Origin of the sequence: Roseibium sp. SCP14 (genome assembly GCF_040329475.1) — a bacterium.
Taxonomy (GTDB): Bacteria; Pseudomonadota; Alphaproteobacteria; order Rhizobiales; family Stappiaceae; genus Roseibium.
This window is the reverse complement of record NZ_JBDZYH010000007.1, coordinates 136749-162095: the sequence shown is the minus strand read 5'-3', so window position 1 is coordinate 162095 and position 25347 is coordinate 136749. Positions and strand designations below refer to the sequence as shown.

Here is a 25347-nt window from a genome sequence, read left to right as displayed (position 1 = left end):
CAGAAAGGCAGGTTCCCCGTTGGGTCACACCTCGTTTGGAATTATGTCCACTGGGCTTGAATATTCCCCGTTCTTGAAAAGTTCGTTCAGTCGCTGGCGTGCGAAATTTTCCGGGACAAAGGCAAGACCAGGCGGGAACTGCCTGTTGGTTTTGACCTGCAATGTCGTTTCCCCATGTGGCGATCGCAGAGTGACCAATTCACCTGTCTTCAACCCTAGCTCCTGACAAACCGTGTCTGCTATTTCGACATACGCTTGGGACGAGATCGAGCTTAGCGTGGCAGAATGTTCCGTGACATAACTTGCATGAAACCTGCTTTCGCCAGTTACCAGCGTCAGCTTGCCGTTGCTGTTCCAAGACCTGTCGACGCGGCTCGGCAGCGGTAATTCCTTGAATTGACCATCCTCGGTTTGCCCCTGTGACGTACAGAGGAGACCTTCATCGCCAATATCGGCCAGCGACATTCCCTCGAGCGAGGGAACCAGCTGTGCGATTTCGGCGAATGTGTCTTCGAGTTTTGATCCCGATAGCTTGTGTCCGAGAACTTCGGCGATCTGATTGAGAATGTCTGAATTTCGACGCGCGTTGCCAATGGGGGGACGGAACTCCCGGCTTAGCTGCATCCGGCCTTCATTGTTCGTCATCGTGCCGGTCTCTTCGCCGAAGGCAGCTCCTGGCAGAATGATATCGGCAAGTTGTGTCGTTTCAGAATGATGCGATGCCTGGGCAATCACGAACCCGGCAGACGACATTGCCTTTTCGACGAGAGACCGGTCCGGATAGGTCGAGACCGGGTCACTGCCCAGAAGATAGAGGCAGCTCGTGGTGCCATTGGCGCAGCGTTGCAGCATTTCGTGAACATCGACACCTGGCTCTGGCGGAAGCTGAGCCTGCCAAACCTCACTGACACGAACGTCTCCCGGTCTCCGCCAGCCAGGAAGGTGGTTCGGTTGGACGCCCATTTCCCAGGCACCAAATTGGTTGCAGCGATCAAACAGGAATTGCAATGAGACTTGCTTGCCTGCTTGTTGCAGGTTCCTGAGCAGCCGTTCGAGCCATTGCAGGGCCTGCCCGGCATTGGTCGCGCGCAATATTTCCATTCCGACCAACACGGAGACAGATGACGTATTGCTGGCCTTGAGTGTACTTGCGATTTTCCGGGTAAACTCGGCAAACGGTGCAGCTGCCGGGGGAGGTTCTTTCTCCGGTGAGGAGGAAACCATTTCGGCGACCGCCGAGATCATGATGGCTTCGTCGCCTGGAAGCAAACGCAAATGCGCCTGTGCGTCCGCGTCGAGCCGCGATGGCCGAACAGATGCCAGGAACAACTTGTTTCCATGTTGCCTGACCTTACTACGGAGCAGATAATCGGTGACCGGGTTGTCGTCGGTGATGTTGCTGCCGATCGCGAAGATCGCGTCTGCCGAAACGGTGTTTTCCAGAGATTGTCTGGTGTAAAGATCACCCACAAGGCCGGGCAAAACATCATAGACGCCGCTGACCCAGCGACTTGAACTGTCGATGTTGTTGGTTCGGAACACCGTGCGAAGCATCTTCTGGAACAGATAAAGTGTCTCGTTGGTCAAATGGGCGGACGCCAGACCGCCGATGCGATGGCCTTCGATTTGGTCAGGTTGGCCCAGTCGGTGACGCATCAACTCATAGGCTTCGTCCCATGAGACCGGCTCCAGTGCTCCGCTCCGGCGTGCCCATGGGGTTTCAATTCGGTTTTCGCTGTTGATGAAGTCGATGCCGAAACGTCCCTTGACGCACAGGGTCTCACCATTGACGCCGGTCTCGTACTTGGATTTCACGCGGGCCAGTTGACCTTCGCGCGTGCTGACCGTCAACTGGCAGCCGGTTCCGCAGAACGAGCAGGTGGTTTCGGTTTCCACAAGGTCCCAGGGACGTGCCTTGTAGCGGTAGGGCTGGCTCATGAGAGCGCCTACTGGACACACTTCGATGCAATTTCCGCAATGATCGCAACCGGTCAGGCTGTTCTCAAATCCGGTGATTTCGCTGTCCATTCCCTTCTCGATGGTTCCGAGGGCGACAGCACCGACCACATCCTCGCACATGCGTACGCAGCGCTGGCACTGGATGCAGCGATTGGCATTGAAGATGATCACCTGGTTGAGTGACAGGTCGCGGCTTCGGAACACGCGCTTCTCGTCGCGGAAGCGGCTTGTGCCTGCACCGTACTTGAAAACCATGTCCTGCAATTCGCATTCACCGCCCTTGTCACAGACAGGGCAGTCAAGCGGGTGATTGGCCAACAACAGCTCAAGCATGCTCTGACGGGTCTGGGCGACCTGTTCGCTCGCCGTGTGCACGACCATGCCGTCGGCGACCGGGGTTGCGCAGGCCGGTTGCATCTTGGGGCTGTTTTCGACTGATACCAGGCACATGCGGCAAGATGCGAGTGGCGCAAACCGCTTCTGATAGCAGAATGTCGGCACGTCGATATCCAGCGATCGTGCCGCTTCCAGGATCAACGTGCCATCCGGCACTTCAAGCTCGATACCATCGATCGTGATGTTGGCCATGTCGGTGTGGCCCTCCATTTCAGGCACGAATTAGTGGTACGGGCATTTCCCGTCATTTATGTGCCGCTCGAATTCATCGCGGAAATGTTTCAGAGCAGCCCCCAGCGACCAGGCTGCTGCATCTCCAAGTGCACAGAAGGAGTTGCCGAAAATTCCATCACAAAGGAAAGCAAGCTGATCGAGGTCTTCCCGTTGACCGCGACCGGCCTCCAATCTGCGAAGGACCTTCGCAGCCCAGGCGTTGCCTTCTCGGCAGGGCGTGCACTTGCCGCAGGATTCGTGGTTGAAAAATTCCATGATCCGCAATGCAACCCGCACGATGCAGGCCGTGTCATCGAGTACGATCACACCCGCGGACCCTAGCATGCTTCCGGCCGCGGCAAGGGAGTCGAAATCCATACCTATATCGATGTCGTTCGCCGGGATCATCGGAGCCGAAACACCTCCGGGAATGACGGCCTTCAATCGCCCCGAACGTGGACCGCCGGCGTGCTCGTCAAGCAACTCTCGCAGTGACGTTCCCATCGGCAATTCGTAGAGGCCCGGTTTCCTGACCAAACCGCTGACGCAGTAAAGTTTCGGACCGGGGCTGCGTTCCGGTCCGATGCTGTTGAACCAGTCGGCACCTCGCTCGACGATGTGTGGCAGACAACTGAGAGTTTCCACGTTGTTGATGACGGTCGGAAAACCATAAAGTCCGGACACGGCAGGAAAGGGTGGTTTGAACTTCGGCTGTGCTCTGCGCCCCTCGATGGACTCCAGAAGTGCGGTTTCCTCTCCGCAAATATACGCGCCCGCGCCGCGATGCACATGGACGTCGTGACTGAAACCGCTGTTCAGGATGTTCTCGCCAAGAAGGCCGTTCGAATAAGCTTCCGCGATTGCGGCTTCCATACGCTCGATGCTGACGGTGTACTCTCCGCGTATATAGACATAGGTCGTCGTTGCCCCGATTGCGTAGGCTGCGATCAAAATGCCCTCGATCACCATGTGGGGATCGTTTTCCATCAGCGCCCGGTCCTTGAATGTTCCGGGCTCTGCTTCGTCGGCATTGCAACACAGATAGACGGGTTTGCCGGAATCCCTGGGTACAAAGCCCCATTTGACACCGGTCGGAAACCCGGCGCCGCCGCGGCCTCTCAATCCGGCGGTTTTTACGAGTTCGATCAGTTCACCGGGAGTGAAATCGGCAAGTGCGGACGCAACAGAGCGGTAGCCTCCGGCAGTCTGATAGGCCGCCAGGTTATGTGATCCCGGGGTGTCGATGTTGCGCAGCAATACCTTTTCATTCATGGCGGCCTGTGCCTCTTCGTCAATGCTCCATTTGCTGTCTGAACTGAACGAGCAGGTCGTCTATGCGCTGTTCGTCCAGGTTTTCGTGGTAGTCCCGGTTCACCATCATGACCGGCGCCGTGTTGCAGGACCCAAGGCACTCCACGGTGGTCAGGGTGAACATTCCGTCCGGTGTCGTTCCGCCCCTGGAGATCTGCAGCTTCGTTTCCAGATGTTGTGCAAGCTGCTCCGCCTGAGCCAGCATGCAGGAGACGTTGGTGCACAGCTGAATATGAAACTTACCGACCGGTTCGGTGTGGAACATTTCGTAAAAGGTGGCGACCTCGAAGACCCAGATCTCGGGGACGTCGAGAAGATTGGCGACCTCCATCAGGATGTCGCCATGCAGGCTGTCGACGGTTTCCTGAACCAGGGCGAGCGCCGGCATGATGGCTGAGCGCCGTGTCCGGTACCGGCCGGCGATCTCATTTATCTGCTCCTTGACGTGTTCCTGCATTTCACCTCCTGAAATGCGTTTTACTTGTCCACTTCGGCAATGACCGGGTCCAGGCTGCCGAGCATTGCAATGACATCGGCGAGGTACTTCATATTGCTCACCTTGCCTTCCAGCGCCTGGAGATTGACGAATGACGGCGCGCGCACACGTAATCGGAACGGCTTTTCGCTGCCGTCGCTGATGACATAGTACCCGAGTTCACCTTTCGGTGCTTCGATGGCGGCATAGACTTCCCCCTTGGGCACCTTGAAGCCGTAAGCCGACAACTCGAAATGATGGATGTGGGTCTCCATCGACGTTTTCAGGAGTTCCTTGTCGACCGGAAAGGCGATGGTCGGCATGTCCACCTGGAAATCGCCTTCCGGCAACTGATCAAGGCACTGTTCAATGATGCGCACGCTTTCACGCATTTCATGGATGCGGCAGATCCAGCGCGCGTAACAATCGCAGGCGGTGTCTGTGATGACGTCAAAATCCAATCGGTCATAGACTTCGTAGGGGCAGTCCCGGCGAATGTCCCAGTCGACCCCGGACGCTCTCAGATTGGGGCCGCTCAAGCCCAGATCGATAGCGTCCTTGGGCTCAATAACACCGATATCCCTGGTTCGGTTCAGGAACACCCGATTGGACGCAATGAGGCGTTCGTAGTCCTTCAGGCGTTTTGGAAGAATCTGACAGAATTCGCGAATTCGCTCGGTCGCGCCTTCCGGCAGGTCTTCTCGCACACCGCCGACGCGGATGTAGGACGTGTGCATGCGCGCGCCGGTGATCATCTCCATCAGGTCCATGAGCATCTCGCGTTCGCGCATGGCGTAAAGCAGAGCGGTCATCGCTCCCAGATCCATCGGCAGGGCACCGGTGATCAGCAGATGACCCGAAATACGCGAAAGTTCGGCCATCATCACGCGAATGTACTGGGCGCGTTCGGGAACCTCGATGCCGAGAAGGTTTTCGACAGCGATGGCAAAGCCTAAATTGTTGGACGGCGGACAAACATAGTCCAGCCGGTCGGTCAGCGGGAAAATCTGCGTGTAGGTGAAAGTTTCCGCCAGCTTTTCGGTGCCGCGATGCAGATATCCGATATGGGGTTCGGTACGCTCGACGATCTCTCCATTGAGCTGAAGCACCAGTTGCAACACGCCATGGGTGCTGGGATGCTGCGGACCGAGATTGAGCAGGACCTCTTTCGTAACGCGGGCCTTGTCGTCGGTTTCGCTCAGGACGGTGACATTGGTCATTGCTCGCCCCGTTCTTTTCCGAAGGGATTGTATTCGTCCTTGTAGCCGCGCACCGGGAAGTCCTTACGCATCGGATAGCCGTCGAACTCGTCCCACATGTAAATGCGTTTGAGGTTGGGATGGCCTTCAAACACAATGCCGTACATGTCGAAAGCTTCGCGCTCGTGCCAGTTCGCCGTCGTCCAGATATCCGCAACCGTGGGCAGACGGGGCGGATCATCAAACCGGCACTTGAGCCGCAGGCGATGTTGGTGGGTGGTGGAATAAAGGTGGTAAACGACGGCGAAGCGAGGGTTGTCGGGCAGGAAGTCGACACCGCACAGATCGGACAGGAAGTCGAAGGACAGTTCTGGCGCCTGGAGAAGAAAGCGGCACAGCTCTTTCAGGTTTTCCGGTGCCACCTCGATATTGTGCATGTCGATCCCGGCGCCGCCATCGCTGACCCTGTCACCGAAGTGATCCATGATCCGGTCGCAAAACGCTGGTCGGCGGTCGGTCATGACTCCGACGCTGCCTGTTCCGGTTCTTTCCGCAGAACATGGGTGCGCATGATCTTTTCCTGCAGCAGCACCATGCCGTGCATCAGGGCCTCAGGCCTCGGCGGGCATCCGGGCACGAAGACGTCGACCGGAACAATCAGTTCCGACCCCTGGACGACGGCGTAAGTGTTGTAAACACCTCCGGAAATGGCGCAGGTGCCCATTGCAACGACCCAGCGGGGCTCCGGCATCTGGTCGTACAGTCGTCGCACGATCGGGGCGAATTTCTTCACCACCGTGCCGGCGATGATCATGACGTCCGATTGCCGCGGCGAGGGACGAAACACCATGCCGAACCGATCAAGGTCATATCGTGAGCATCCGGTGGAGATCATTTCGATGGCGCAACAGGCGATGCCGAATGTTTCCGGCCACAGCGAGGATTTCCGACTCCAGTTGATGATGGTGTCGGTGGTGCTGAAGAAGACGTTGTCCGGGAACTGGTTTTCTAAGACACCCATTCAAGCGCTCCTTTGATCCACGCGTAGGCGAACCCCACCAGCAGCAGGAAAATGAAGACGAACATCTCCAGGTAACCGACAAAGCCGATGTCCTGGAGAACAACGGCCCAGGGGAATAGGAACATCGCTTCGACGTCGAAAACGACGAATAATATTGCCACCACGAAGTACTGTACGTGGAACAACCCGCCGGCTGCTTCGCCGACATGATCGACACCGCACTCGTAAGGCCGGTTTTTTTCCGGATAGGGGTTGTGAGGTCTGAACAGCGATCCCAGGGTCAGGATAAACAGGCACAGACCGATAGCCACGGCCACCATCAGGAATATCGGCATGTAATCCAGAAGCATTTCGTTGCTCCTCCCGTGAAGAGCCGGCTCCGAATATGCCAATTTGCCGTCATCCCGGCGGCGCACGGAACCTCTTCAACTATATATGGTCTCAGCGCAATAAGCCAATTATCGACGCCTGTTGCGTGCCGAAGGCGGCGTTTTGCGCCTGATCCAGGAACCATCCCGGCACAATGCCAATGGCAACCGTTCCGGTCACTGCAACGATCAGCGAAACGCGCAGCATGGGGGTCAGCGCCAGATCAAAATGACGTGAGGGTGCTTTCATGTACATGACCATCACGATGCGGATGTAGAAATAGGCCGCCACCGCGTTCATGAGGACCGCAATGACAGCCAGTGCCACGTAACCTTGATCGATCAACGCGACGAGGATGTAGAACTTGGCGAAGAAGCCTGCGGTCGGGGGAATACCAGCCAGAGAGAACAGGAAAATCAAGGTCAAAAGCGCCCAGACCGGATGACTTGTCGCGAGGCCCGTATAGTCGTCTATCTCGTCTCCCCTGACAGCGCCGTTGCGCATCATGATGATGACGGCGAACATGCCGACATTCATGAACGTATAGATCAGCAGGTAAAGCATGACGCTTGAAACGCCGTCCTGACCACCGGCAACAACACCCAAGAGGGCAAAGCCGGCGTGCGCGATGCTGGAATAAGCCAGCATGCGCTTGATATTGGTTTGGACCAGCGCGACGAAACTCCCGACTGCCATCGTCAGCACGGCAATAATGATCACCGCGTCGATCCAGATATTTTCGACCTGGATCACGCTTTCCAGGAAAATACGCAACACGATGGCAAAGGCGGCAGCCTTCGACGCGACCGACAGATAGGCAGTAATCGGCGTCGGCGCGCCTTCATAGACATCCGGAACCCACATGTGGAAGGGAACCGCGCCGAGTTTGAACAAAAGTCCGGTGATCAGAAACAGGATGGCCAGGATCAAGGCCGGTCCAGGTTGCTCTTCTGCCGACAGCGACGCGGCGATCCCCATGAGATCTGTCGTTCCGGCCAGACCGTAAACGAGTGAAAGGCCGTAAAGGAATATACCGGACGAAACCGCGCCCAGGATCACGTATTTGAGGGCCGCTTCGGTGGATTTGGCATCGCGCCGCTGGTAGCCGACAAGCACATAGAATGCCAGCGCCTGCAGTTCCAGTCCCATGTAGATTACCAGCAAATCGCGGCCCGAGGCCATGATCATCATGCCGGCAAGGGCAAACAGGATCAGCGCGTAATATTCGCCTTCCGCGATGTTCTCTTCCACCACGTAGCGTCTTGAGATGAGCAATGTCAGTGCGGTCGCCAGGAAGAAAATCGCCTTGAAGAAAAGAGCCAGTCCATCAACCACGAATGTACCGCCATAGGCCAGCAGCGGGGGACCTGCGAGCCCACTGGTCGCACCTGCGGCAAGCGCCACGAAGATCAGGGATAGACCGGTCAGAATGTTCAGAAGCTGCTTGCTTCTCATGAGGCCGGCAAACAGAACCACACAGGCGCCGAAGATCACGATGATTTCCGGAGTGCTGATGATGATCGAGCGGATAATTGCCTGCTGGTCCATCGTCCATCTCCCTCAGCGGCCGACAACCTGCATAAGCAGGTGGTTCAGGGACGGATCCAGGATGTTCAGGAACGGCATTGGATAAAAGCCGATCCAGATGACGAATATTGCAAGCGGCAGGATGGCGACCATTTCCCGCCTGTCGAGGTCCCAGAGTGGCTCCGGATTGCCAAAGGCGGTTGGCCCGAGGCTTACGCGGCGGATCAGCCGCAGCATGTAAGCGGCACTCAGCATGGCGCCGGCAATGGCAACTGCGCCTGTTGCCTTGCCCCAGGCGAAGGCTCCGGACAGAACCAGCAACTCACCGATGAAACCGTTGGTACCCGGAACTGCCATTGATGCCAGGCTGAAGAAACCCAGAAGCAGCGTGTAGATCGGGACGATCTTCATCAGGCCGCCATAATCCGCGATTTGCCGCGTGTGAGTTCGTTCGTAAATTATGCCGACGAACAGAAACAGTGCTCCTGTGACGATGCCATGGTTGAACATCTGCAACACAGCGCCGTTCAGACCGTTGGTGTTGAAGGTGAAGAGGCCGAGTGTGACGAAGCCCATATGACTGACGCTGGAATAGGCGATCAGTTTCTTCAGGTCGTCCTGAGCGAGGGCTAGGAAGCCGCCATAAACAATGGCGATTGCAGAAAGCGCAATGACAAGGGGGGCGAAATACTGCGAGGCGTCCGGAAGCATCGGCAGCGAAAAGCGCAGGAAACCATAGGCTCCCATCTTCAGAAGGACACCAGCCAGGATAATGCTGCCGGCGGTTGGGGCCTGGACGTGCGCATCGGGCAACCAGGTGTGTACCGGCACCATGGGAACCTTCACCGCAAAGGCAACCAGGAAAGCAAGAAACACCCAGGTCTGGATGCTGAATGGAATTTCAGCTTCCATCAGCGCCAGAATGTCGAAGGTCCGGCCGCTGACAAAATACAAGACCACAATGCCGACCAGGAACAGAAGGCTTCCGGCCAGCGTATACAGGAAAAACTTGATTGCTGCGTAGATCCGGTTATCGCCGCCCCAAACGCCGATGATCACGTACATCGGGATCAGCATGGCTTCCCAGAACACATAGAACAGGAACAGGTCGAGGGCACAAAAGACGCCGAGCATGAAGGTCTGCATGACCAGAAGGTTGATCATGAATGTCTTCACATTGACGTCTATGGCCTTCCAGGAGGCAAGGACGCAGATCCAGCCGAGCAAAGCTGTCAGGAACACGAAAAGCACGCTGATACCGTCGACGCCGACAGCATAGGATATGCCGAGTGCCGCGACCCAGACTGTCCGTTCCTGAAACTGCATGACCGGTGTGACCGGGTCGAAAGCAAGCACAAGCCACGTCGCGAGCAGAAAGTCGATGACCAGGATCGCCAAAGCCGCCCACCTGACCGCTTCATCGTCCTTCAGGAGCAACAGCAGCGGTATGCCGGCAACCGGAAGGAAGATGATGACGCTGAGGAGAGGGAAACCGGCCATCGTCGTCACCCGGTCCACAGAGCTACATAGAGAGCGATGCAGGCCAGGACACCGCCGATCATCGCGCCGGCGTAGTGGCTGACGACCCCGGACTGCACTTTGCGCATTGCGGCCCCGCAACGAAGAGCGGTCCGGGCGACACCATTGACAATCGCGTCGACAACCTTCAAGTCGCTGACGAGACTGACATTTGCTGTGAAATTGAGCGACCGCCAGATAACCGTGTCGGAAATGCCCGAAATCATCTGTTCCCATCGGGCGATCGGTCTGCTCGCAATCCACATGAACAGTCCGGCGCCCCTGCGGTAGAACCAGTCGGTGTCCAGCGAAATCGTCCGCTCGGGATCCAGGTATTTGAGGAACAGGAAGAAGCCGAGCGCGGTGAACATCAACAGGCTGAGGCTCTCGGTGATATGGTAACCGGAATAGGGATGGTAATCGACGGGATATGGCAGCAGCCCGTAAAGTACGCCGGGCAGGACACCGATGCCGATGCAAAGGATTGCAGCGATGCTCATGGCGGCCAGCATATTGGCCGGTGGTTCCGAAGGTCGTAGTCCGCAGTCCTTGCCGAAGAACATGTAATAGGGAAGCTTCAGCCCGGTGTGCAGGAAGGTTCCCGAAGAGGCGATGGTGAGCATCAGGACGATTGCGGCGCGATGATCGCCACCGGCGGCGGCAACGACCATGGACTTCGTCACAAACCCGCTGAAGAGCGGGAAGGCGGAAATTGCGAAGGCGCCGATCATGTAGAGAACGACGGTTAGCGGCATCGTTCGGTAGAGGCCGCCGAGTTCGGTCAGCTTGCGGCGCCCGGTCATGTGAATGACCGCACCTGCCCCCATGAAAAGCAAGCCCTTGTAGATGATGTGCGCGAAGGCGTGCGAGGCTGATCCATTGAGGGCCATCTCGGTCCCGATCCCGACACCGGCGACCATATAGCCGACCTGACTGACGATATGATAGGCGAGCAGCCTGCGGCAGTCGTTTTCAAGGACTGCGTAGATGACGCCGTAAAGGGCCATCACCGCACCCAGCCAGACCAGCAATTCCGTGCCTGGATAGGCCCTGATGAGAACGTAGATCGCGGTCTTGGTGGTAAAGGCACTGAGGAAGACCGCACCGGTCACCGTTGCCTCCGGATAGGCATCCGTCAGCCAGGCGTTGAGCGGCGGTACTGCCGCGTTGATGATGAATGCGATCAGGATCAGTGTGTAGGCGAGACCTCCAGTCTCGCCGATCGGACCGAACAGATAGGAACCGGTTTCCTGGCCATGCAGGATAATGCCGCCCAATAGAAGCACGCCGCCGGTGATGTGAACCATGAGGTAGCGCATGCCGGCTCGCGTTGCAGAGACAGTGTTGGCCGCGAATACGAGATAGGCGGAGGCAAAAGCCATGATCTCCCAGCCAACCAGAAGCGTGAACCAGTCGCCGGCAAACACAACGGTGAGAGCACTGCCGATGTAAAGGAAAGCGCCGATATGCTGAGCGGTATTCCGGACATGAAGGCTGTAGACCAAACCGATCACGGCCATGATGGTGAACACCCAGGCAAACACCAGCGCCAGCTTGTCGACCTTGCCGATTAGCAAATTCTGACCGATGAATGTGAAAGCGCCGTAGTCTCCTTCCGTCATGGTTGCGACGCTGGCCAGCGCCGCAAGCGGCACGACAAGCAGCCAGATCTGCTGCGAACGCCCCTTGAGCGCTGGTAGAACCAGAGCTCCGACAAGGAAGATCAGGCCAGGGTGGATCCAGTCAATCATAGTAGTCCTCGTCGCGCATGATGCCGCCCTGATGGCCGATGAACTTGCTGACGAAGATGATGGCGGTGCAGGCCAGGAAGCCGAAAGCTGCTCCCCAACCGGGGAAGTCGTCAAAGAAGAACGCGCCGTGACCGCGCTTGACGAGGAAATCGGCGACCACGATGACGAAGAGGACCGCAATGAAAACTCGCCATCTCAGACGTGCATGGGAACCGTCCCCGAAAAACTGAACAATCCGGGCGATCATGGCACCACCCCGCGCGCAAGGGCGAGGAAGTAGTCGGGATAAAGACCCATGATGACCGAAAAAATGGCCGTTGCGACGAGCGGCACGGTAACGAGCGGAATTTCACGGATCTCTTCGACCGCCACCGGCATTGTTCGGTCGGGGTTCGCCTTGACGAAAAAGGCGGTATAGGAAACCGGAAGAAAATAGGCCGCGTTGAGAACAGCGCTTGCGAGCAGAACGATAAGGAAGACAATGTCCTGTGCTTCCACTGTGCCGAGTACCAGATACCATTTGCTTATGAAGCCGCCTGACGGGGGGATCCCGATCATACCGAGGGAACCGACGAAGAAGGCGGCCATGGTCCAGGGTAGTCGCCAGCCGATGCCTGCCATGTCGCTGATTTTCCGAAGCCGTGCGGCGCAGTAGATGGAGCCGGCGCAAAAGAAAAGCGTGATCTTGGAAAGTGCGTGCGCGGGAATATGTGCAACTCCGCCGACGATTCCGGATGGCGACAACAGAGCTGCTCCAAGGATGATGTAGGACAGCTGGCTGACCGTCGAATAGGCAAGCCGGGCCTTCAGATCGTCGCGCGTCAAGGCATAGATGGAGGCCATGATGATCGTGAACGAGACCAGATAGGCTGTGGCGGTCCCGAGACCCAATTCGTGCATCAGGCGCAGACCCATGACATCGAAAATGACGCGAAGGACGCAGAAGACACCCATCGTGACGACGGCAACCGCATGCAGAAGAGCGCTGACCGGTGTCGGGGCGACCATCGCGGCGGGCAACCAGGCATGAAACGGCATGATCGCCGCCTTGGCGAAGCCGGCGAGGTAACAAAGATAGATGGCAATGAGCAGTCCGCTCGAAAGACCGGTGTCATTGAAGAGGCCTCCCGGCTTGAAGTCCAATGTCCCGGCAAACTGATAGGTCATGGCCAGGGCGGCCAGCAGGAAGGTCTTTGAAGCGCCCATGAGATAGACCATGTAGCGGCGCGAGCCGAACCAGGCCTCGTCGTCTTCGTGATGATAGACCAGCGGGTAGGTGATCAGGCTCAGCACTTCATAGAAAATCACCAGCGTGAACAGATTGGCAGCAAAGGCGCCGCCGGCAGCCGCTGAAAGGCTGATGGAAAAACAGATGAAAAAGCGGGTCTGGGCGTGCTCGTCCAGACTGCGCATGTAGCCGATGGAGTAGACTGCGGCGGAAATCCACAAGAGCGAGGCGATTGTCGCAAAGACCATTGCCAGCGGGTCGGCGCGGAACGCGAAATCGATACCGGGCAGCACGGTGAAGAGCGTGATACCGGCGGTGCTGCCGGAAAGCACCGTTGGAGCAAGGGAGATGACGACGGCAAACTGCGCCACCGCAGCCACAACGGATATTGCGTCACGCATTGCGACGTGACGGCGAAATCCCAGTATGGCTCCGGCTGCCCCCAGGGGGATAACGATGGACAGGACCGGGAGTAGAGAAAAGTCGGTGTCCATGCGGTGGGTTCCTACCCTTTCAGTGTCGTGACTTCGTCAACCTCCAGAGTTGCTTTATTGCGCATCAAAACCACCAGAATGCCGAGGGCAATCGCTACTTCCGCAGCTGTGACGGTTATGACGAAAATGGCAATGATCTGGCCTCGAAAGCCCTCCAGCATGTTGGAGAAGGCCACCAGGTTGATGTTGACCGAGTTGAGCATCAGTTCCAGCGACAGCAAGACGATCAGGACGTTTCGCCGGAGCAGAACGCCGGCGATGCCGATGACGAACAACACGGCACCGAGGGCCAGATACCAGGAAAGGGGAACCATCAGCCGGTCTCCTTTCGGGTGAGAATGATCGCGCCGACCAGAGCCACCAGCAAGATGACCGATGCGACTTCAAAGGGAAAAAGAAATTCTGTGAAGAGAGACGTACCAACTTCGCGCACGGAGCTCATTTGTCCGGAACTGAGCTCCTGAGAAGGCGCTTGCCACTGCCCGCCCAAAAGCAGCAGGGCGAACATTTCCAGAGCCAGCACGGCGACGATCACGACCGCGAATGCCGACCATCGTTTGACGAAGGGCATGCGGGCTTGCTTGCGTACATCCAGCATCATGATGACGAACAGGAACAGAATGATCACCGCGCCCACGTAGACGAACATCTGGATGACAGCCAGAAGCGGCGCGCGCAGCAGCAGAAACACAGCCGCGACCTGAACGAAACAGACCATGAGCGCCAGCGCGCTGTGAATGGGATTTCGCGCCAGAACCACAGCCAGACCCGAGGCCGTGGCTACCACCGCAACAAACAAAAAAAAGGCCTGCTCCATGAAAGTGCCTTTCTCGTGATGCGTTTATTTCGTCTGCGATTCCGTTTCCACCCAACGGAGAGGGATTTGCAAGCGAACCAACTTTGCCTGCAAGAATATATGCTTACGTAATCCTGTCAGCCGTATCCCGGGTTGGCAACCCGTTGTGCAAATCCGGGCACGTGATTGTGAACTGATATGCTTGTCCCGGCACACACATCTCTTGTGCGGGCAGGCATGCGCCTGACCGTTGCTGAATCTGCAGTTCAAATGCTGCGCAGCTCACCTCAGCTGCGTCTTATGTTACGCCACCAGTCCCTGTCTTCGCCATCGGTTTCTTCACTGATCGGGACGCTTCCTGACCTGTTCAATCTTGCTTTGACAACCTTGCCACCATGCTCGGCCTTGCGGGGTGCGGCGATCAGTGCATCGCGTCCGACAACCAGAGTGCTACTGTTTTCGGCTGAAAATTCATAATGTTGACCAAGTTTGATCGCGTCTGCCGGACAGGCGTCCTCGCACAGACCGCAATAAAGGCACCTGGCCATGTCGATGTTGAACACCAAAGGCCGGCGATAGCCGTTTTCGTCCTCGTACGGAACGACTTCCATGCAATTGCAGGGGCAGATCTTGGCGCATAGCTCGCAACCGACGCATTTGACTTCACCGTTTTCGTCGGTGTTCAGGAAGTGATGCCCCCGGTAGCGTTCGTAAGGAATCCATTTTTCCTTGTCCGGGTAATGCTCTGTTATCGTTTTTGAAAACATGTAGCTCAGCGTCAAAGACAGACCTTTGAAGATATCGGCAAAGAAAACCCAGCCGATCCATCGTGATATCTGTTTGTTAGCCGTTGCCATGTCTTGTCCGCCTTGGATTGCTTGTTCCGATCAGGCCAGGATCATGCCGGTTATCAGTATATTGGCCAGCGACAGAGGCAGCAACACCTTCCACCCGATCGACATCAGCTGGTCATAGCGATAACGCGGGAAAGTGAAGCGGAACCACATGAACAGCCACACAAAGAACGAGACCTTCAGGACGAACCAGAGCAACGGCGGCAGCGGCAGGAACAAGGGGTTCCAACCGCCGAAGAACAGGACCACATTGAGGGCTGCCAACAGGACCACGACCAGGTACTCGCTGATCATGAAAAACGAAAACCGCATGCCGCTGTATTCAGTGTGGTAACCGGCCCCCAAGTCGCCTTCGGCCTCAGGAAGGTCAAAGGGAATACGCTGTGCCTCAGCCAGACCGGCTATGAAAAAGACAACAAAACCAATGGGCTGATAGACAATATTCCACAAGCCCGATTGTGCTTCGACAATGGCAACCAGGCTCATTGACTGAGCCAGCATCACCACGCCGACAACGGCAAATCCCATCGGGATCTCATAGGAGATCAGCTGCGCGCAGGTGCGCAACGCACCCAGTACCGCGTATTTGCTGTTCGACGCCCAGCCACCGATGATCACGCCGAACACGTCCAGGCCGGCAATGGCGAGAACATACATCAGGGCGACATTCATATCGGTGAGATACAAGGTGATCTCGGTGCCGTAGATCGTAATCGGTTCTCCGAAGGGGATGGCGACAAACACCGCAAATGTCGCGACCAGCGTGATCATCGGTGCCAGCGTGAAAAGGAACCTGTCGGCATCATCCGGAATATGGTCTTCCTTGCTCAGAAGCTTGATGCCATCGGCAAATGGCTGCAAAAGCCCATGCCATCCGACACGCATCGGGCCAGGCCGCTGCTGAATATGCGCCGCGATCTTCCGCTCCAGCCAGGTCAAGGGCAGCGGGAGCAGCAACAGCACCGCGACGACGACGGCCAGTTTCAGAAACATCACTAGAACGACAATCAATTCGTCCATGGCTCATACCGCCTTCCGAGAACGATACCTGGAACTTGCTGATTAAGTGCACGGCAGCCCAAGACCGCAGTCACGTGCCGGATCGTCCCGTCTTGTGGGCGACAAGAAGTCTGTCCGGGTGCTGCAACCCACAATGCTTTCTCGTCGCGGTTGTCCTTGCCAGCAGGGTTTCATTCTACCACAAAAGCCGAAGCTGAAGCACGAGGCGTTGATTTCGATGGAATTTTTCGTTTCGTCTGTAACCGAATGGGCGTACAATGACGTTTGGGTAAGTTGTCAGTTCGGTCCCTGAAATAGGCGGAGAAGATGACGATCATCAAGCAAATTCTCGGTACAAACAGGCGAAGAATACTGTCCATTGCGCCTGACGATAGTGTCTACAACGCAATCAAGATGATGGCGGACAACAACGTTGGATCGCTCGTGGTCATGGAAGGTGGCAAACTGGTTGGCATCATCACGGAGCGGGATTACTCGCGAAAGGTGATCCTGAAAGGAAAATCGTCGCCGAAAACCATGGTCAAGGAGATCATGTCCACGCATGTTATCTGCGTACACCCTGATGAAACGGTCAAGGAATGCATGGCCATCATGACCGACAAGAGAATCCGGCATCTTCCCGTGATCGTGGACGATGAAGTGATAGGTGTCGTCTCGATCGGTGACCTGGTGAAAAGCATCATCAGCGACCAGCAGTTCGTCATCGAACAGCTCGAACATTATATCGCCGGCTAAATTGCAGAAATATCGCCTGAATTCGCCAGCCGATGGGGGAGAACGGGCCTAGGCATGACAGGTCTTTCCGAATTGCGCAGATAGCTCCTCCTGAAGATATTCGGCTAGGCGGTTGGCTGAAGTCGATAGTGTGCCGGTGCTGCGTGATACAAGATGGAAGGACCAACGCAGCGCAGGTTCGAATTCGAGAACCCGTATCCCTTCAACTGCCCTGGCGGCAACAATCTGATCGACAATCCCGATACCGATGCCGCTGGCAACAAATCCCGCAATCGCGCTTTGGGTTCGCACATGCGCGCGAACATTCAGGCCCAGACCGGCTCGTGCCAAGTGCTGATCGAGCGCATAGCGAAAAGGGCTTCCCTTGTTCAGGGCAATGAATGGCTCCGATTGGATGGATGCAAGTTCAATCGGAGACGCACTTTCGGCACGCCAGTCTATTGGTGCGATCAGGACCGAACGAGTCGGGATATCAGCATGCAATTCATGGCCTTTGCCATGAACGCCCGAAATGAGAGCAAGGTCGACAGTGCCGGCTTCCAGAAGGGTTAGCGACCGCTGGGTGTCAGCAACCTCCAATGTGATTTCGACAAACGGGTTGTCACGCATGAACCGGCCCAGCATGGCAGGCAGAAGATACTCCGAGACCACCGGAATGGCGACGATCCGCACGTGACCGCGTTTGGCATTGCGAATGGCTTCGGCGGATTCCTGCAGATTGGAAATGATCGGCAGAGCCGAGGCAACATCACCAAAAAAGACCTGTCCATCGTCCGTCAGTTCCAGACGACGGCCTGTCTTTCGAAACAGCGTCAGGCCCGTCCATTCCTCCAAAGACTTCAATAGATGGCTGATTGCGGGCTGCGTGACGTTTAGATGCTCGGCAGCCGCAGCGACCGATCCAAGGGTGACGACTGCATGGAATGCGTGAATGGCGCGCAGACTGAGACGATCATTTATCATTACATTAGGTTTCTTAATGTAACAGGTAGAAAAAAGTCAATTGTTTTAACATATGACTGCCTTAGGCTAGAGGCATGTGGACTTCATTATTGACAGACTGGCCTGCCACGGAACTCGGACTTGCCTTCGGTCTGGTGCTGCTTGGAGCCTCCCTGCAGGTGGCGACCGGCGTCGGGCTTGGACTTATCGCCGGCCCCGCGCTGCTTTTCTTTCTGGACGGCGCTACGGCCATTCAGACCGCCATTATTCTCAACCTGGTTCTGACGGCTTGTCTGTTGCCTGCGGAACTGCGCGATGTCGCCGGACGGCCTTTGGTGCATTTGTGTCTCTGGGCTTGCCTGGGAATTCCGGTGGGAACAGTGCTTTTGCTGGTTGCCAATTCTACGGGGCTCAAGATCGCAAGCGGTGTTGTCGTTCTGCTTGCCGTCGCGCAGATGCGCTTTCTCCCGGCATCGCGGCCCGCCCACGCCGGGTCATCGTCATGGGTCGTGCGCGCAGGTGGCACGGTGTCCGGCGGTATGACCGGCGCGCTGGCAATTCCCGGTCCCATCGCGCTCTGGACCCTTTTGAACGGAGGCCTGAAACCGGCAGCGGTGCGCGCGACATTGCGCGCATATTTTCTGGTCGCTTACACGGTGGCGCTCTTGATCCATGTGTTGCTGACGCCGCGTGGAGAAGACAGCTTGAGCCTTTCAGTGGTTCTGCTGCCTGCCGTCGGCCTGGGGATCGGGCTCGGTCTTTTTGGGCGCAACGCCATAGGTTCGGACCGCCTGCGTCAGTTCCTGGAGCTGGTTCTGGTGGTCATGGGAATATCGCTCTTAAGCAGAGGACTCTGGGATGCTTTCTAACCGTCTCGCCGATATTGATTTGCTTCCGGAACTGGACCGGCACCCCCGCGTCGATCTCGGGTTGATCCGTTCCAACCTGGATCCCCTGGAGCGATTGGGTCGTGAGCTCGGCATAACGCTTTATGCCAAGCGCGATGATGCGCAGCCGCTGGCAATGGGAGGCAACAAGACTCGCCAGCTGGAATTCTACCTGGGCCTGGCTGCGGAACAGGATAGCGATACGGTTCTCATTACCGGCGCCGTCCAATCCAATTTCGTCCGTTCCTGTGCGGCTGCGGCCCGCAAGTTGGGGTGGCACGCGATTGTCCAGTTGGAAGATCGTGTTCCGAAAAACGATCCGATCTACGCCTCGTCAGGCAATGTGCTGCTCGACCGATTGCTCGGCGCCGAAATTCACTATTTTCCCGAGGGAGAAAACGAGGCGGCCGCCGACGCCAATCTGGATCGTATGGCAGAAGAGTGCGCCCGGCGTGGCAAGAAACCGTATGTCATTCACCTGGGGGCGGACAGCCCGCCGATCGGCGGGCTCGGCTATGCCTATGCAGCTGCAGAAACCTGGCGGCAGTTCCGGGAACTCGGGGTCATTCCAGACCATGTGGTCATTCCGTCCGGCAGCGGTCTGACCCATGCCGGATTTCTGGTGGGCGCGCGCGCGATTGGCTGGGAAGTCCCTGTTCATGGAATTTGCGTGCGCAGGGCAGCGGAGCTGCAAGTTCCCCGAATTGCGCGGCGGGCGGAAGAACTTAATGCAATGCTGGAAAACCGGGCAAATTTGACGCAGCGGGACATCTTGGTGGATGATACGACGCTGGCGCCCGGATATGGCCGGATGAACGAGGCGGTTTTCTCGGCAATCAGCCGTACCGCCCAAGATGAGGCGTTGTTGCTCGATCCGGTTTATAGCGGCCGTACCATGGCTGGGTTGATATCCCTGGTAGAGCGTGGTGTGATTGCAACTGGATCCACCGTAGCCTTCATTCACACCGGCGGCCTGCCGGCGATTTTCGCATATCAAAATGATCTGGCGCCAGCGCCAGGAGAAGCAGTGCGTGCGCACTCAGGAGGTGCGGCTGCGATCTGAAGCCTCTTGGCTGATGAAAATGGGAGGAAATAAGTGAAAATGTCTATCTATAATCATATCGGAAGTGCGATTTTTGCCGGAAGCTTGCTGTTTGCTGGCTCTGTCTCGGCGGAAGAACCAAAATTCGTGTCGATCGGAACCGGTGGCGTCACCGGCGTCTACTACCCGACTGGCGGCGCCATCTGCCGACTGGTCAACAAGAACTACAAAGACCACGGTATCCGGTGCTCGGCTGAATCAACCGGCGGATCGATCTACAACATCAACACGATCCGGGCTGGTGAGCTGGAATTCGGCGTAGCCCAATCGGATTGGCAGTATCACGCCTATAACGGGACCTCGAAGTTCGAGGACCAGGGCAAATTCGACAAGTTGCGCGCGATCTTCTCGGTGCATCCGGAGCCGGTGACGGTGATTGCGCATGACAATACGGGCGCGAAGAACATCACCGATCTCAAGGGAATGCGCCTGAACATCGGCAACCCGGGATCGGGAACGCGCGGTACCTGGGAAGTCCTGGAAGAAGCACTCGGTTGGGACCGGAGCGATCTGAAACTGGCAGCTGAAATGAAATCGGCAGAGACTGGCCAGGCGGTGTGTGACGGCAAGATCGATGCGTATTTCTGGCTGGTCGGTCATCCGTCTGCCTTGACGCAGGAGTCGCTTGCCACCTGTGATGCGCATCTGGTCAACGTGACCGGTGAGGCCATCGACAAGCTGGTCGCGGACAATCCTTACTACCGCAAGGCAACGATCCCGGCAGGCATGTACAACAATGCCGACGACATCGAAACATTCGGCGTCGGGGCCACATTCGTCACCAGCTCGGATGTTCCGGAAGAAGCGGTCTACACGGTGGTCAAGGCTGTGTTCGACAATTTCGACCAGTTCAAGAAATTGCACCCGGCCTTCGCCAACCTGAGCGAAGAGGAAATGATCACCGACAGTCTGTCAGCACCCCTGCATGAAGGTGCGGTCAAGTACTACAAGGAACGCGGCTGGATGTAACCGACTGTCCTTGTCAGGGCTAATGAGCGTTTCGCGGCGGCCCACCCAACAGGCCGCCGCGATGTCATGGGGGAATAAATGACAGACAAGCAAGCCGCGATGAATGAGGCAGATGTCCTCGTTGAAGAGGTTGATACCGGAGCAAGGCATCCAGCCCACTGGCAGCGCCACCTGATCCCGGTCACCGCATTCGTATGGGCCTTGTTCCAACTTTACTACGCGTCCAACCTTCCGTTTTATCTGACCGATGTCACCGGGATTAACGTCATTGTGACGAGTTCGAATGCCCGGCTCATTCACCTGGCATTCGCCATGTTCCTGGCCGCAATGGCATTCCCGTTGTTCAGGCATTCGTCTCGCCGGCGCATTCCCTACTACGACTGGTTGCTCGGGCTGCTGGGGGTGGTTGCCTGTCTTTACATCATGGTTTTCCGAAACGAGATTGCCAATCGCGCAGGACTGCCGACAACGGCGGACCTGGTGATGTCCACCATCGGTATGATCGTGTTGGGTATTTCTGTTTACCGGGCGCTTGGCTTGCCGCTCGTCATCGTCGCCTCTGCGTTTATCTGTTATGTGTTCTTCGGACACAGCGAATTCCTGCCGGATGTGGTTCAGTGGAAGGGCGCATCCTTCGGCAAGGCCATGTGGCACTACTGGATGCAGAACGAGGGCGTGTTCGGCGTGGCGCTGGGCGTCTCGGCATCGCTGATTTTCCTGTTTGTTCTCTTCGGGTCGATCCTGGAGAAGGCGGGAGCCGGCAACTACTTCATCAAGATTGCTTTTGCGCTCCTCGGGCACCTGAGCGGTGGTCCTGCCAAGGCGGCCGTGGTGGCTTCGGCTCTGAGCGGTCTTTATTCCGGTTCGTCGATTGCCAACACCGTGACAACCGGTACGTTCACCATTCCACTTATGAAGCGCACCGGCTTCCCCCCTGAAAAGGCGGGAGCCGTCGAGGTGGCGTCTTCGACCAACGGCCAGCTCACACCGCCGGTGATGGGGGCCGCTGCCTTTCTGATCTCCGAGTTCACCGGCGTCAGCTACACCGAGATCATCAAACATGCACTGGTGCCGGCGTTGGTGTCCTACATTGCGCTGTTTTATATCGTGCATCTTGAGGCGCAGAAGTTGGATCTCAAGGGACTGCAGAAGCCACCTTCTTCCCTGACCTTCGCCGGAAAACTGATGGGGCTTCTCGCCGGTTTCATCGGTATGGCTGCACTTGGCGCTGTAGTCTATTACGGTCTTGGCTGGATCAAGATCGCCATTCCCGGAGCAGCGTTTCCTGTGGTTGTGGTGGGTTGCGCCGCAGCCTATCTGATCCTGTTGTGGTTCGCGTCCAGATACCCCGACCTTGAAATTGACCCGCCGGACGCACCGATCACAGAGTTGCCGCGCGCCGGTGCCACGGCTGTCACGGGGCTCTATTACATTCTGCCGATCGTGATTCTGATCTGGTGCATCATGATCGAACGGCTGTCACCTTCATTGTCTGCCTTCTGGGCGACAATTGCGATGATCACGGTTGCACTGACCCAGCATCCGATCAAGGCACTGATGCGTGGAAACACCGACATCGGTGGAGCGGCCAGGCGCGGTGTGTCGGAATGGATCAACGGCATGATTTCCGGTTCCCGCAACATGATCGGTATTGCGGTCGCGACAGGTGCCGCGGGTGTCATTGTCGGCACGATTTCCCTGACCGGCGCACATCAGGTTGTCGGCGAATTCGTCGAATTCCTGTCCGGTGGCAATCTCCTGCTGATGCTGATCCTTGTGGCCATCATGAGCCTCATTCTCGGCATGGGACTGCCAACGACCGCGAACTATATTGTTGTTTCGTCTCTCATGGCCCCGGTGATCGTTGCACTTGGAGCCAAGAGCGGGCTCATCGTTCCACTGATCGCTGTGCATCTGTTCGTGTTCTATTTCGGCATTCTGGCCGACGACACGCCCCCAGTTGGGCTCGCCGCTTTCGCCGCCGCGGCCATTTCGCGGGCCGATCCGATCAAGACGGGTATTCAGGGCTTTGCCTATGACATCCGAACCGCGCTGCTGCCGTTCCTGTTCATCTTCAACACGGAACTTCTGCTGATCGACGTATCGCCGCTCAAGGGCGTCTTCGTCTTCTTTTCTGCGGTGATTGCGATGCTGCTCTTTGCGGCGGCAACACAAGGATATTTCCTGGTCCGCAACCGGATCTGGGAAACCGTTGCGCTGCTCGTCGTGGCCTTCACGCTTTTCCGGCCGGGCTTCTGGCTGGATCAGGTCGACCCGCCTTACATCGACTGGCCGGGAACCGATATCTATCAGGTTGCAGAAGCGCAACCTGCGGATTCCCTCCTGCGTGTTTCTGTTGCCGGGCCGAGTTTCAGCGATGCCGACGAGATCATCAAAACCACGATCCTTGTGCCGCTTGGAGAAACGGGAAGCGGAGAAGCGCGTCTTGAAAAGAGCGGTATCCTGGTCATGGTCGATGGTGGTCAGGCCGCGTTGGAGGAACCTTTTCCCGGCACGCCGTTTGAAAGTCTCGGCCGGGAATTCGACTTTTATGGGGGCGATCCCGTGACAGTCAGCATGGTACAGGTCGCCAAGCAGCGTCTTCCCAAGGAAGTGTTTTATGTTCCTGCGTTGCTGGTGCTGGCCCTCGTCGTCTTCATGCAGCGAGCACGCGTTTCACGCACAAGACAGTGAGGTGTTGAGGTCCACCTGGCGGCAGAGGGGAGGTGCGATGGCAGCTCCCCCAATCAACGTCGCTCGTCTGAATCAAGACGGAATTCAGAACGCCTCCTTGACCCTTCTGGGCGCCTCGGAAACTGCCGCTTGGATGAAACCCTTGTTGAAAGCAACTACTCGACAAAAGCCGGGGGAGGCGTAGAATGAAGGGCACATCCAGAGGGCCGGGCGATGACGGAACAAACAGTTCACGTCTTGCTGGTCGAGGATAACTCTCTTCATCTTCGACTGATACAAAAGCTCCTCGCTGGCGAGACGCAACTAAATTATCAGGTTGAAGCCGTCGGGACACTGACGGATGCGCTTGCGTGTCTGGAAAATCGCCCGATCGATCTGATTTTGCTCGACCTGATCCTACCGGACAGCCAGGAGCTGGAAACGCTTTTCAAGGTGCGGTCCGCTGCGCCGGAGGTGCCGGTTGTTGTTTTGACGAGCCTTGACGACGTTTCGCTCGCAGCGCGAGCGGTGGAAGCTGGTGCAAGTGACTTTCTGTTAAAGACCAGATTGAGCGGCATCACCTTGGGCCGCGCCATCCGCTACACCCTCGCGCGGGTGCGGGCTCACGGTGCTGAGTGGGACTCCCCCATGCTTCGCCTTGCGCAGCAGCAGTTTCTCAAGGCCGCACAGATCATGGGGCTGGACGACAATATCCGGCAGAGGCTTTTGTTCCCGCAGCGTACGCAGGTCGTCTCGTTCCCCTTCTTCAGGGATGATCGGTCCCAGGTCGAAACGGTTTTCGGTTATCGGGTTCAACATGTGCTCACTATGGGGCCGACAAAGGGCGGGATCCGATACCACGAAGATGTGGACCTCGGCGAAGTCGCGGCCCTTGCGACCTGGATGACGTGGAAATGTGCGTTGATGGGACTGCCTTTCGGCGGCGCCAAGGGTGGAGTGCGCGTCGACCCGACAACGCTCAGCAAGAAGGAGCTGCAAAGGCTCACGCGGCGCTACACGGCGGAAATCATCGACATAATCGGTCCGGACAAGGACATACCGGCGCCGGATATGGGAACGAATGAAGAAGTGATGGCCTGGCTCATGGACACTTACAGCCAACAGATGGGGTATGCGGTTCCGGCCGTCGTTACCGGCAAACCCGTCGTTCTTGGCGGTTCTCTGGGTCGCCGTGAGGCCACGGGACGCGGCCTTGTCTACATGATCGAGGCAGCGGCCAGTCATATAGGTATCGACCTGCAGGGAGCCTCGGCGGTTGTGCAGGGCTTTGGCAATGTCGGCAGCTACGCGGCGCGTTTCCTGGAGGAAGCGGGCGCAAGGATCATTGCCGTAAGTGATGTATCCACCGGGCTCTACAACCCGAACGGTTTGTCTGTCAGCGCCTTGAACCAGCACGTGGCTGAAAATCATGTCCTTCAGGGATTTCCGGAAGCCGAGACGATTTCCAACGCGGAGCTGCTGGAACTTGAATGTGACGTGCTTGCGCTCGCCGCGTTGCAAAACCAGGTCACCGTGAACAATGCAGGCCGGATCAATTGCCGTTTGTTGGCCGAAGGTGCCAACGGGCCGACCACTCTGGAGGCCGATGAAATCCTGAACGAAAGAGGAGTTCTGATCCTGCCTGATGTGCTTGGAAACGCAGGCGGTGTCACGGTTTCTTATTTTGAATGGGTGCAGGGCATGCAGAACCTCACGTGGACTCACGATGAGGTAAATGAACGGCTGAAATCCATTTTGCTGAATGCGTTCGAACGCACTTTGCAACGTGCCACCCGTGACAGCCAGGATCTGCGCACTGCGGCTCTGATCGAGGGCGTGGCAAGGGTCACGGAAGCCAAGCTCCTCAGAGGCGTTTTCCCGTAGTCCAGCTGCCTTGCACACCGGAAA

General features: G+C 57.1%; 23 protein-coding genes. 6 read left to right on the top strand and 17 right to left on the bottom strand.

What is annotated here, in order from left to right:
• Window positions 1–24 precede the first annotated feature (24 nt).
• The 16 genes from nuoG to nuoH form a co-directional block, all read right to left on the bottom strand.
• The gene (nuoG, locus tag ABLQ08_RS25165) at window positions 25–2547 is read right to left on the bottom strand and encodes an NADH-quinone oxidoreductase subunit NuoG (protein ID WP_352948053.1); all 2523 of its coding nucleotides are present in this window, start codon (window positions 2545–2547) and stop codon (window positions 25–27) included.
• Between the two features lie 30 nt (window positions 2548–2577).
• Window positions 2578–3840 carry an NADH-quinone oxidoreductase subunit NuoF gene (nuoF, locus tag ABLQ08_RS25160; RefSeq protein ID WP_352948050.1) on the bottom strand — a complete coding sequence of 421 codons (1263 nt, stop codon included), beginning with the start codon at window positions 3838–3840 and terminating at the stop codon, window positions 2578–2580.
• Window positions 3841–3859: 19 nt separating this feature from the next.
• On the bottom strand, window positions 3860–4336 hold the full coding sequence (gene nuoE, locus ABLQ08_RS25155; RefSeq protein ID WP_352948048.1) for an NADH-quinone oxidoreductase subunit NuoE: 477 nt from the start codon (window positions 4334–4336) through the stop codon (window positions 3860–3862).
• 20 nt (window positions 4337–4356) lie between these two features.
• A complete protein-coding gene (gene nuoD, locus ABLQ08_RS25150) occupies window positions 4357–5574 on the bottom strand; it encodes an NADH dehydrogenase (quinone) subunit D (protein WP_352948045.1) in 1218 nt (405 codons plus the stop codon).
• Window positions 5571–6074: an NADH-quinone oxidoreductase subunit C gene (locus ABLQ08_RS25145; protein ID WP_417714952.1), complete on the bottom strand. Its 504-nt coding sequence runs from the start codon at window positions 6072–6074 to the stop codon at window positions 5571–5573. Before ABLQ08_RS25145 ends, nuoD begins: the two co-directional genes overlap by 4 nt.
• Entirely contained in the window at window positions 6071–6574 is a 504-nt protein-coding gene (locus tag ABLQ08_RS25140) for a NuoB/complex I 20 kDa subunit family protein (protein ID WP_352948042.1), read from the bottom strand. The genes ABLQ08_RS25145 and ABLQ08_RS25140 overlap by 4 nt, the downstream gene beginning before the upstream one ends.
• Window positions 6562–6894, bottom strand: a complete 333-nt coding sequence (locus ABLQ08_RS25135; protein WP_417714956.1) for an NADH-quinone oxidoreductase subunit A — start codon at window positions 6892–6894, stop codon at window positions 6562–6564. The genes ABLQ08_RS25140 and ABLQ08_RS25135 overlap by 13 nt, the downstream gene beginning before the upstream one ends.
• Window positions 6895–7015: 121 nt before the next feature.
• A complete protein-coding gene (locus ABLQ08_RS25130; protein WP_352948036.1) occupies window positions 7016–8491 on the bottom strand; it encodes an NADH-quinone oxidoreductase subunit N in 1476 nt (491 codons plus the stop codon).
• Between the two features lie 12 nt (window positions 8492–8503).
• Window positions 8504–9970 (bottom strand): NADH-quinone oxidoreductase subunit M, encoded by a 1467-nt coding sequence (locus ABLQ08_RS25125; protein WP_352948033.1) that lies wholly within the window; start codon window positions 9968–9970, stop codon window positions 8504–8506.
• A 5-nt stretch (window positions 9971–9975) separates the two neighbouring features.
• On the bottom strand, window positions 9976–11739 hold the full coding sequence (locus ABLQ08_RS25120) for a Na(+)/H(+) antiporter subunit D (RefSeq protein ID WP_352948030.1): 1764 nt from the start codon (window positions 11737–11739) through the stop codon (window positions 9976–9978).
• A complete protein-coding gene (locus ABLQ08_RS25115) occupies window positions 11732–11986 on the bottom strand; it encodes a hypothetical protein (RefSeq protein WP_352948027.1) in 255 nt (84 codons plus the stop codon). The genes ABLQ08_RS25120 and ABLQ08_RS25115 overlap by 8 nt, the downstream gene beginning before the upstream one ends.
• Entirely contained in the window at window positions 11983–13461 is a 1479-nt protein-coding gene (locus ABLQ08_RS25110; RefSeq protein ID WP_352948025.1) for a monovalent cation/H+ antiporter subunit D family protein, read from the bottom strand. The genes ABLQ08_RS25115 and ABLQ08_RS25110 overlap by 4 nt, the downstream gene beginning before the upstream one ends.
• An 11-nt stretch (window positions 13462–13472) precedes the next feature.
• Window positions 13473–13775 (bottom strand): NADH-quinone oxidoreductase subunit NuoK, encoded by a 303-nt coding sequence (nuoK, locus tag ABLQ08_RS25105; RefSeq protein ID WP_352948023.1) that lies wholly within the window; start codon window positions 13773–13775, stop codon window positions 13473–13475.
• Window positions 13775–14278, bottom strand: coding sequence for an NADH-quinone oxidoreductase subunit J family protein (locus ABLQ08_RS25100; protein ID WP_352948020.1), 504 nt, complete (start codon window positions 14276–14278; stop codon window positions 13775–13777). The genes nuoK and ABLQ08_RS25100 overlap by 1 nt, the downstream gene beginning before the upstream one ends.
• A gap of 266 nt (window positions 14279–14544) precedes the next feature.
• Window positions 14545–15114: an NADH-quinone oxidoreductase subunit I gene (locus tag ABLQ08_RS25095; RefSeq protein WP_352948017.1), complete on the bottom strand. Its 570-nt coding sequence runs from the start codon at window positions 15112–15114 to the stop codon at window positions 14545–14547.
• A 30-nt stretch (window positions 15115–15144) separates the two neighbouring features.
• Window positions 15145–16131 carry an NADH-quinone oxidoreductase subunit NuoH gene (gene nuoH / locus ABLQ08_RS25090; protein ID WP_352948015.1) on the bottom strand — a complete coding sequence of 329 codons (987 nt, stop codon included), beginning with the start codon at window positions 16129–16131 and terminating at the stop codon, window positions 15145–15147.
• Between the two features lie 306 nt (window positions 16132–16437).
• Between nuoH and ABLQ08_RS25085 the strand changes: the two genes are divergently transcribed.
• Entirely contained in the window at window positions 16438–16866 is a 429-nt protein-coding gene (locus tag ABLQ08_RS25085; protein WP_352948012.1) for a CBS domain-containing protein, read from the top strand.
• 48 nt (window positions 16867–16914) lie between these two features.
• Here the strand turns inward: ABLQ08_RS25085 and ABLQ08_RS25080 are convergent, their stop codons facing one another.
• Window positions 16915–17829 carry a LysR family transcriptional regulator gene (locus ABLQ08_RS25080; protein ID WP_352948009.1) on the bottom strand — a complete coding sequence of 305 codons (915 nt, stop codon included), beginning with the start codon at window positions 17827–17829 and terminating at the stop codon, window positions 16915–16917.
• 89 nt (window positions 17830–17918) lie between these two features.
• Here ABLQ08_RS25080 and ABLQ08_RS25075 point away from each other — a divergent pair, with 89 nt between their 5' ends.
• From ABLQ08_RS25075 to ABLQ08_RS25055, 5 genes are all read left to right on the top strand, one after another.
• Complete coding sequence (locus tag ABLQ08_RS25075) at window positions 17919–18677, top strand: sulfite exporter TauE/SafE family protein (protein WP_352948006.1); 759 nt, start codon at window positions 17919–17921, stop codon at window positions 18675–18677.
• Window positions 18667–19758 carry a D-cysteine desulfhydrase family protein gene (locus ABLQ08_RS25070; RefSeq protein WP_352948003.1) on the top strand — a complete coding sequence of 364 codons (1092 nt, stop codon included), beginning with the start codon at window positions 18667–18669 and terminating at the stop codon, window positions 19756–19758. Before ABLQ08_RS25075 ends, ABLQ08_RS25070 begins: the two co-directional genes overlap by 11 nt.
• Window positions 19759–19797: 39 nt before the next feature.
• On the top strand, window positions 19798–20766 hold the full coding sequence (locus ABLQ08_RS25065) for a TAXI family TRAP transporter solute-binding subunit (RefSeq protein ID WP_352948000.1): 969 nt from the start codon (window positions 19798–19800) through the stop codon (window positions 20764–20766).
• A gap of 78 nt (window positions 20767–20844) precedes the next feature.
• The gene (locus ABLQ08_RS25060) at window positions 20845–23460 is read left to right on the top strand and encodes a TRAP transporter permease (protein ID WP_352947997.1); all 2616 of its coding nucleotides are present in this window, start codon (window positions 20845–20847) and stop codon (window positions 23458–23460) included.
• A 213-nt stretch (window positions 23461–23673) separates the two neighbouring features.
• Window positions 23674–25323: a Glu/Leu/Phe/Val dehydrogenase dimerization domain-containing protein gene (locus tag ABLQ08_RS25055; RefSeq protein ID WP_352947994.1), complete on the top strand. Its 1650-nt coding sequence runs from the start codon at window positions 23674–23676 to the stop codon at window positions 25321–25323.
• The last annotated feature ends 24 nt before the right edge of the window (window positions 25324–25347 follow it).

Excerpts from the sequence above, each read along its gene's own strand:
- nuoG (WP_352948053.1), bottom strand. The coding sequence starts at position 2,547 with ATGGCCAACATCACGATCGATGGTATCGAGCTTGAAGTGCCGGATGGC.
- nuoF (WP_352948050.1), bottom strand. The coding sequence starts at position 3,840 with ATGAATGAAAAGGTATTGCTGCGCAACATCGACACCCCGGGATCACAT.
- nuoE (WP_352948048.1), bottom strand. The coding sequence starts at position 4,336 with ATGCAGGAACACGTCAAGGAGCAGATAAATGAGATCGCCGGCCGGTAC.
- nuoD (WP_352948045.1), bottom strand. The coding sequence starts at position 5,574 with ATGACCAATGTCACCGTCCTGAGCGAAACCGACGACAAGGCCCGCGTT.
- ABLQ08_RS25145 (WP_417714952.1), bottom strand. The coding sequence starts at position 6,074 with ATGACCGACCGCCGACCAGCGTTTTGCGACCGGATCATGGATCACTTC.
- ABLQ08_RS25140 (WP_352948042.1), bottom strand. The coding sequence starts at position 6,574 with ATGGGTGTCTTAGAAAACCAGTTCCCGGACAACGTCTTCTTCAGCACC.
- ABLQ08_RS25135 (WP_417714956.1), bottom strand. The coding sequence starts at position 6,894 with ATGGTGGCCGTGGCTATCGGTCTGTGCCTGTTTATCCTGACCCTGGGA.
- ABLQ08_RS25130 (WP_352948036.1), bottom strand. The coding sequence starts at position 8,491 with ATGGACCAGCAGGCAATTATCCGCTCGATCATCATCAGCACTCCGGAA.
- ABLQ08_RS25125 (WP_352948033.1), bottom strand. The coding sequence starts at position 9,970 with ATGGCCGGTTTCCCTCTCCTCAGCGTCATCATCTTCCTTCCGGTTGCC.
- ABLQ08_RS25120 (WP_352948030.1), bottom strand. The coding sequence starts at position 11,739 with ATGATTGACTGGATCCACCCTGGCCTGATCTTCCTTGTCGGAGCTCTG.
- ABLQ08_RS25115 (WP_352948027.1), bottom strand. The coding sequence starts at position 11,986 with ATGATCGCCCGGATTGTTCAGTTTTTCGGGGACGGTTCCCATGCACGT.
- ABLQ08_RS25110 (WP_352948025.1), bottom strand. The coding sequence starts at position 13,461 with ATGGACACCGACTTTTCTCTACTCCCGGTCCTGTCCATCGTTATCCCC.
- nuoK (WP_352948023.1), bottom strand. The coding sequence starts at position 13,775 with ATGGTTCCCCTTTCCTGGTATCTGGCCCTCGGTGCCGTGTTGTTCGTC.
- ABLQ08_RS25100 (WP_352948020.1), bottom strand. The coding sequence starts at position 14,278 with ATGGAGCAGGCCTTTTTTTTGTTTGTTGCGGTGGTAGCCACGGCCTCG.
- ABLQ08_RS25095 (WP_352948017.1), bottom strand. The coding sequence starts at position 15,114 with ATGGCAACGGCTAACAAACAGATATCACGATGGATCGGCTGGGTTTTC.
- nuoH (WP_352948015.1), bottom strand. The coding sequence starts at position 16,131 with ATGGACGAATTGATTGTCGTTCTAGTGATGTTTCTGAAACTGGCCGTC.
- ABLQ08_RS25085 (WP_352948012.1), top strand. The coding sequence starts at position 16,438 with ATGACGATCATCAAGCAAATTCTCGGTACAAACAGGCGAAGAATACTG.
- ABLQ08_RS25080 (WP_352948009.1), bottom strand. The coding sequence starts at position 17,829 with ATGATAAATGATCGTCTCAGTCTGCGCGCCATTCACGCATTCCATGCA.
- ABLQ08_RS25070 (WP_352948003.1), top strand. The coding sequence starts at position 18,667 with ATGCTTTCTAACCGTCTCGCCGATATTGATTTGCTTCCGGAACTGGAC.
- ABLQ08_RS25065 (WP_352948000.1), top strand. The coding sequence starts at position 19,798 with ATGTCTATCTATAATCATATCGGAAGTGCGATTTTTGCCGGAAGCTTG.
- ABLQ08_RS25060 (WP_352947997.1), top strand. The coding sequence starts at position 20,845 with ATGACAGACAAGCAAGCCGCGATGAATGAGGCAGATGTCCTCGTTGAA.
- ABLQ08_RS25055 (WP_352947994.1), top strand. The coding sequence starts at position 23,674 with ATGACGGAACAAACAGTTCACGTCTTGCTGGTCGAGGATAACTCTCTT.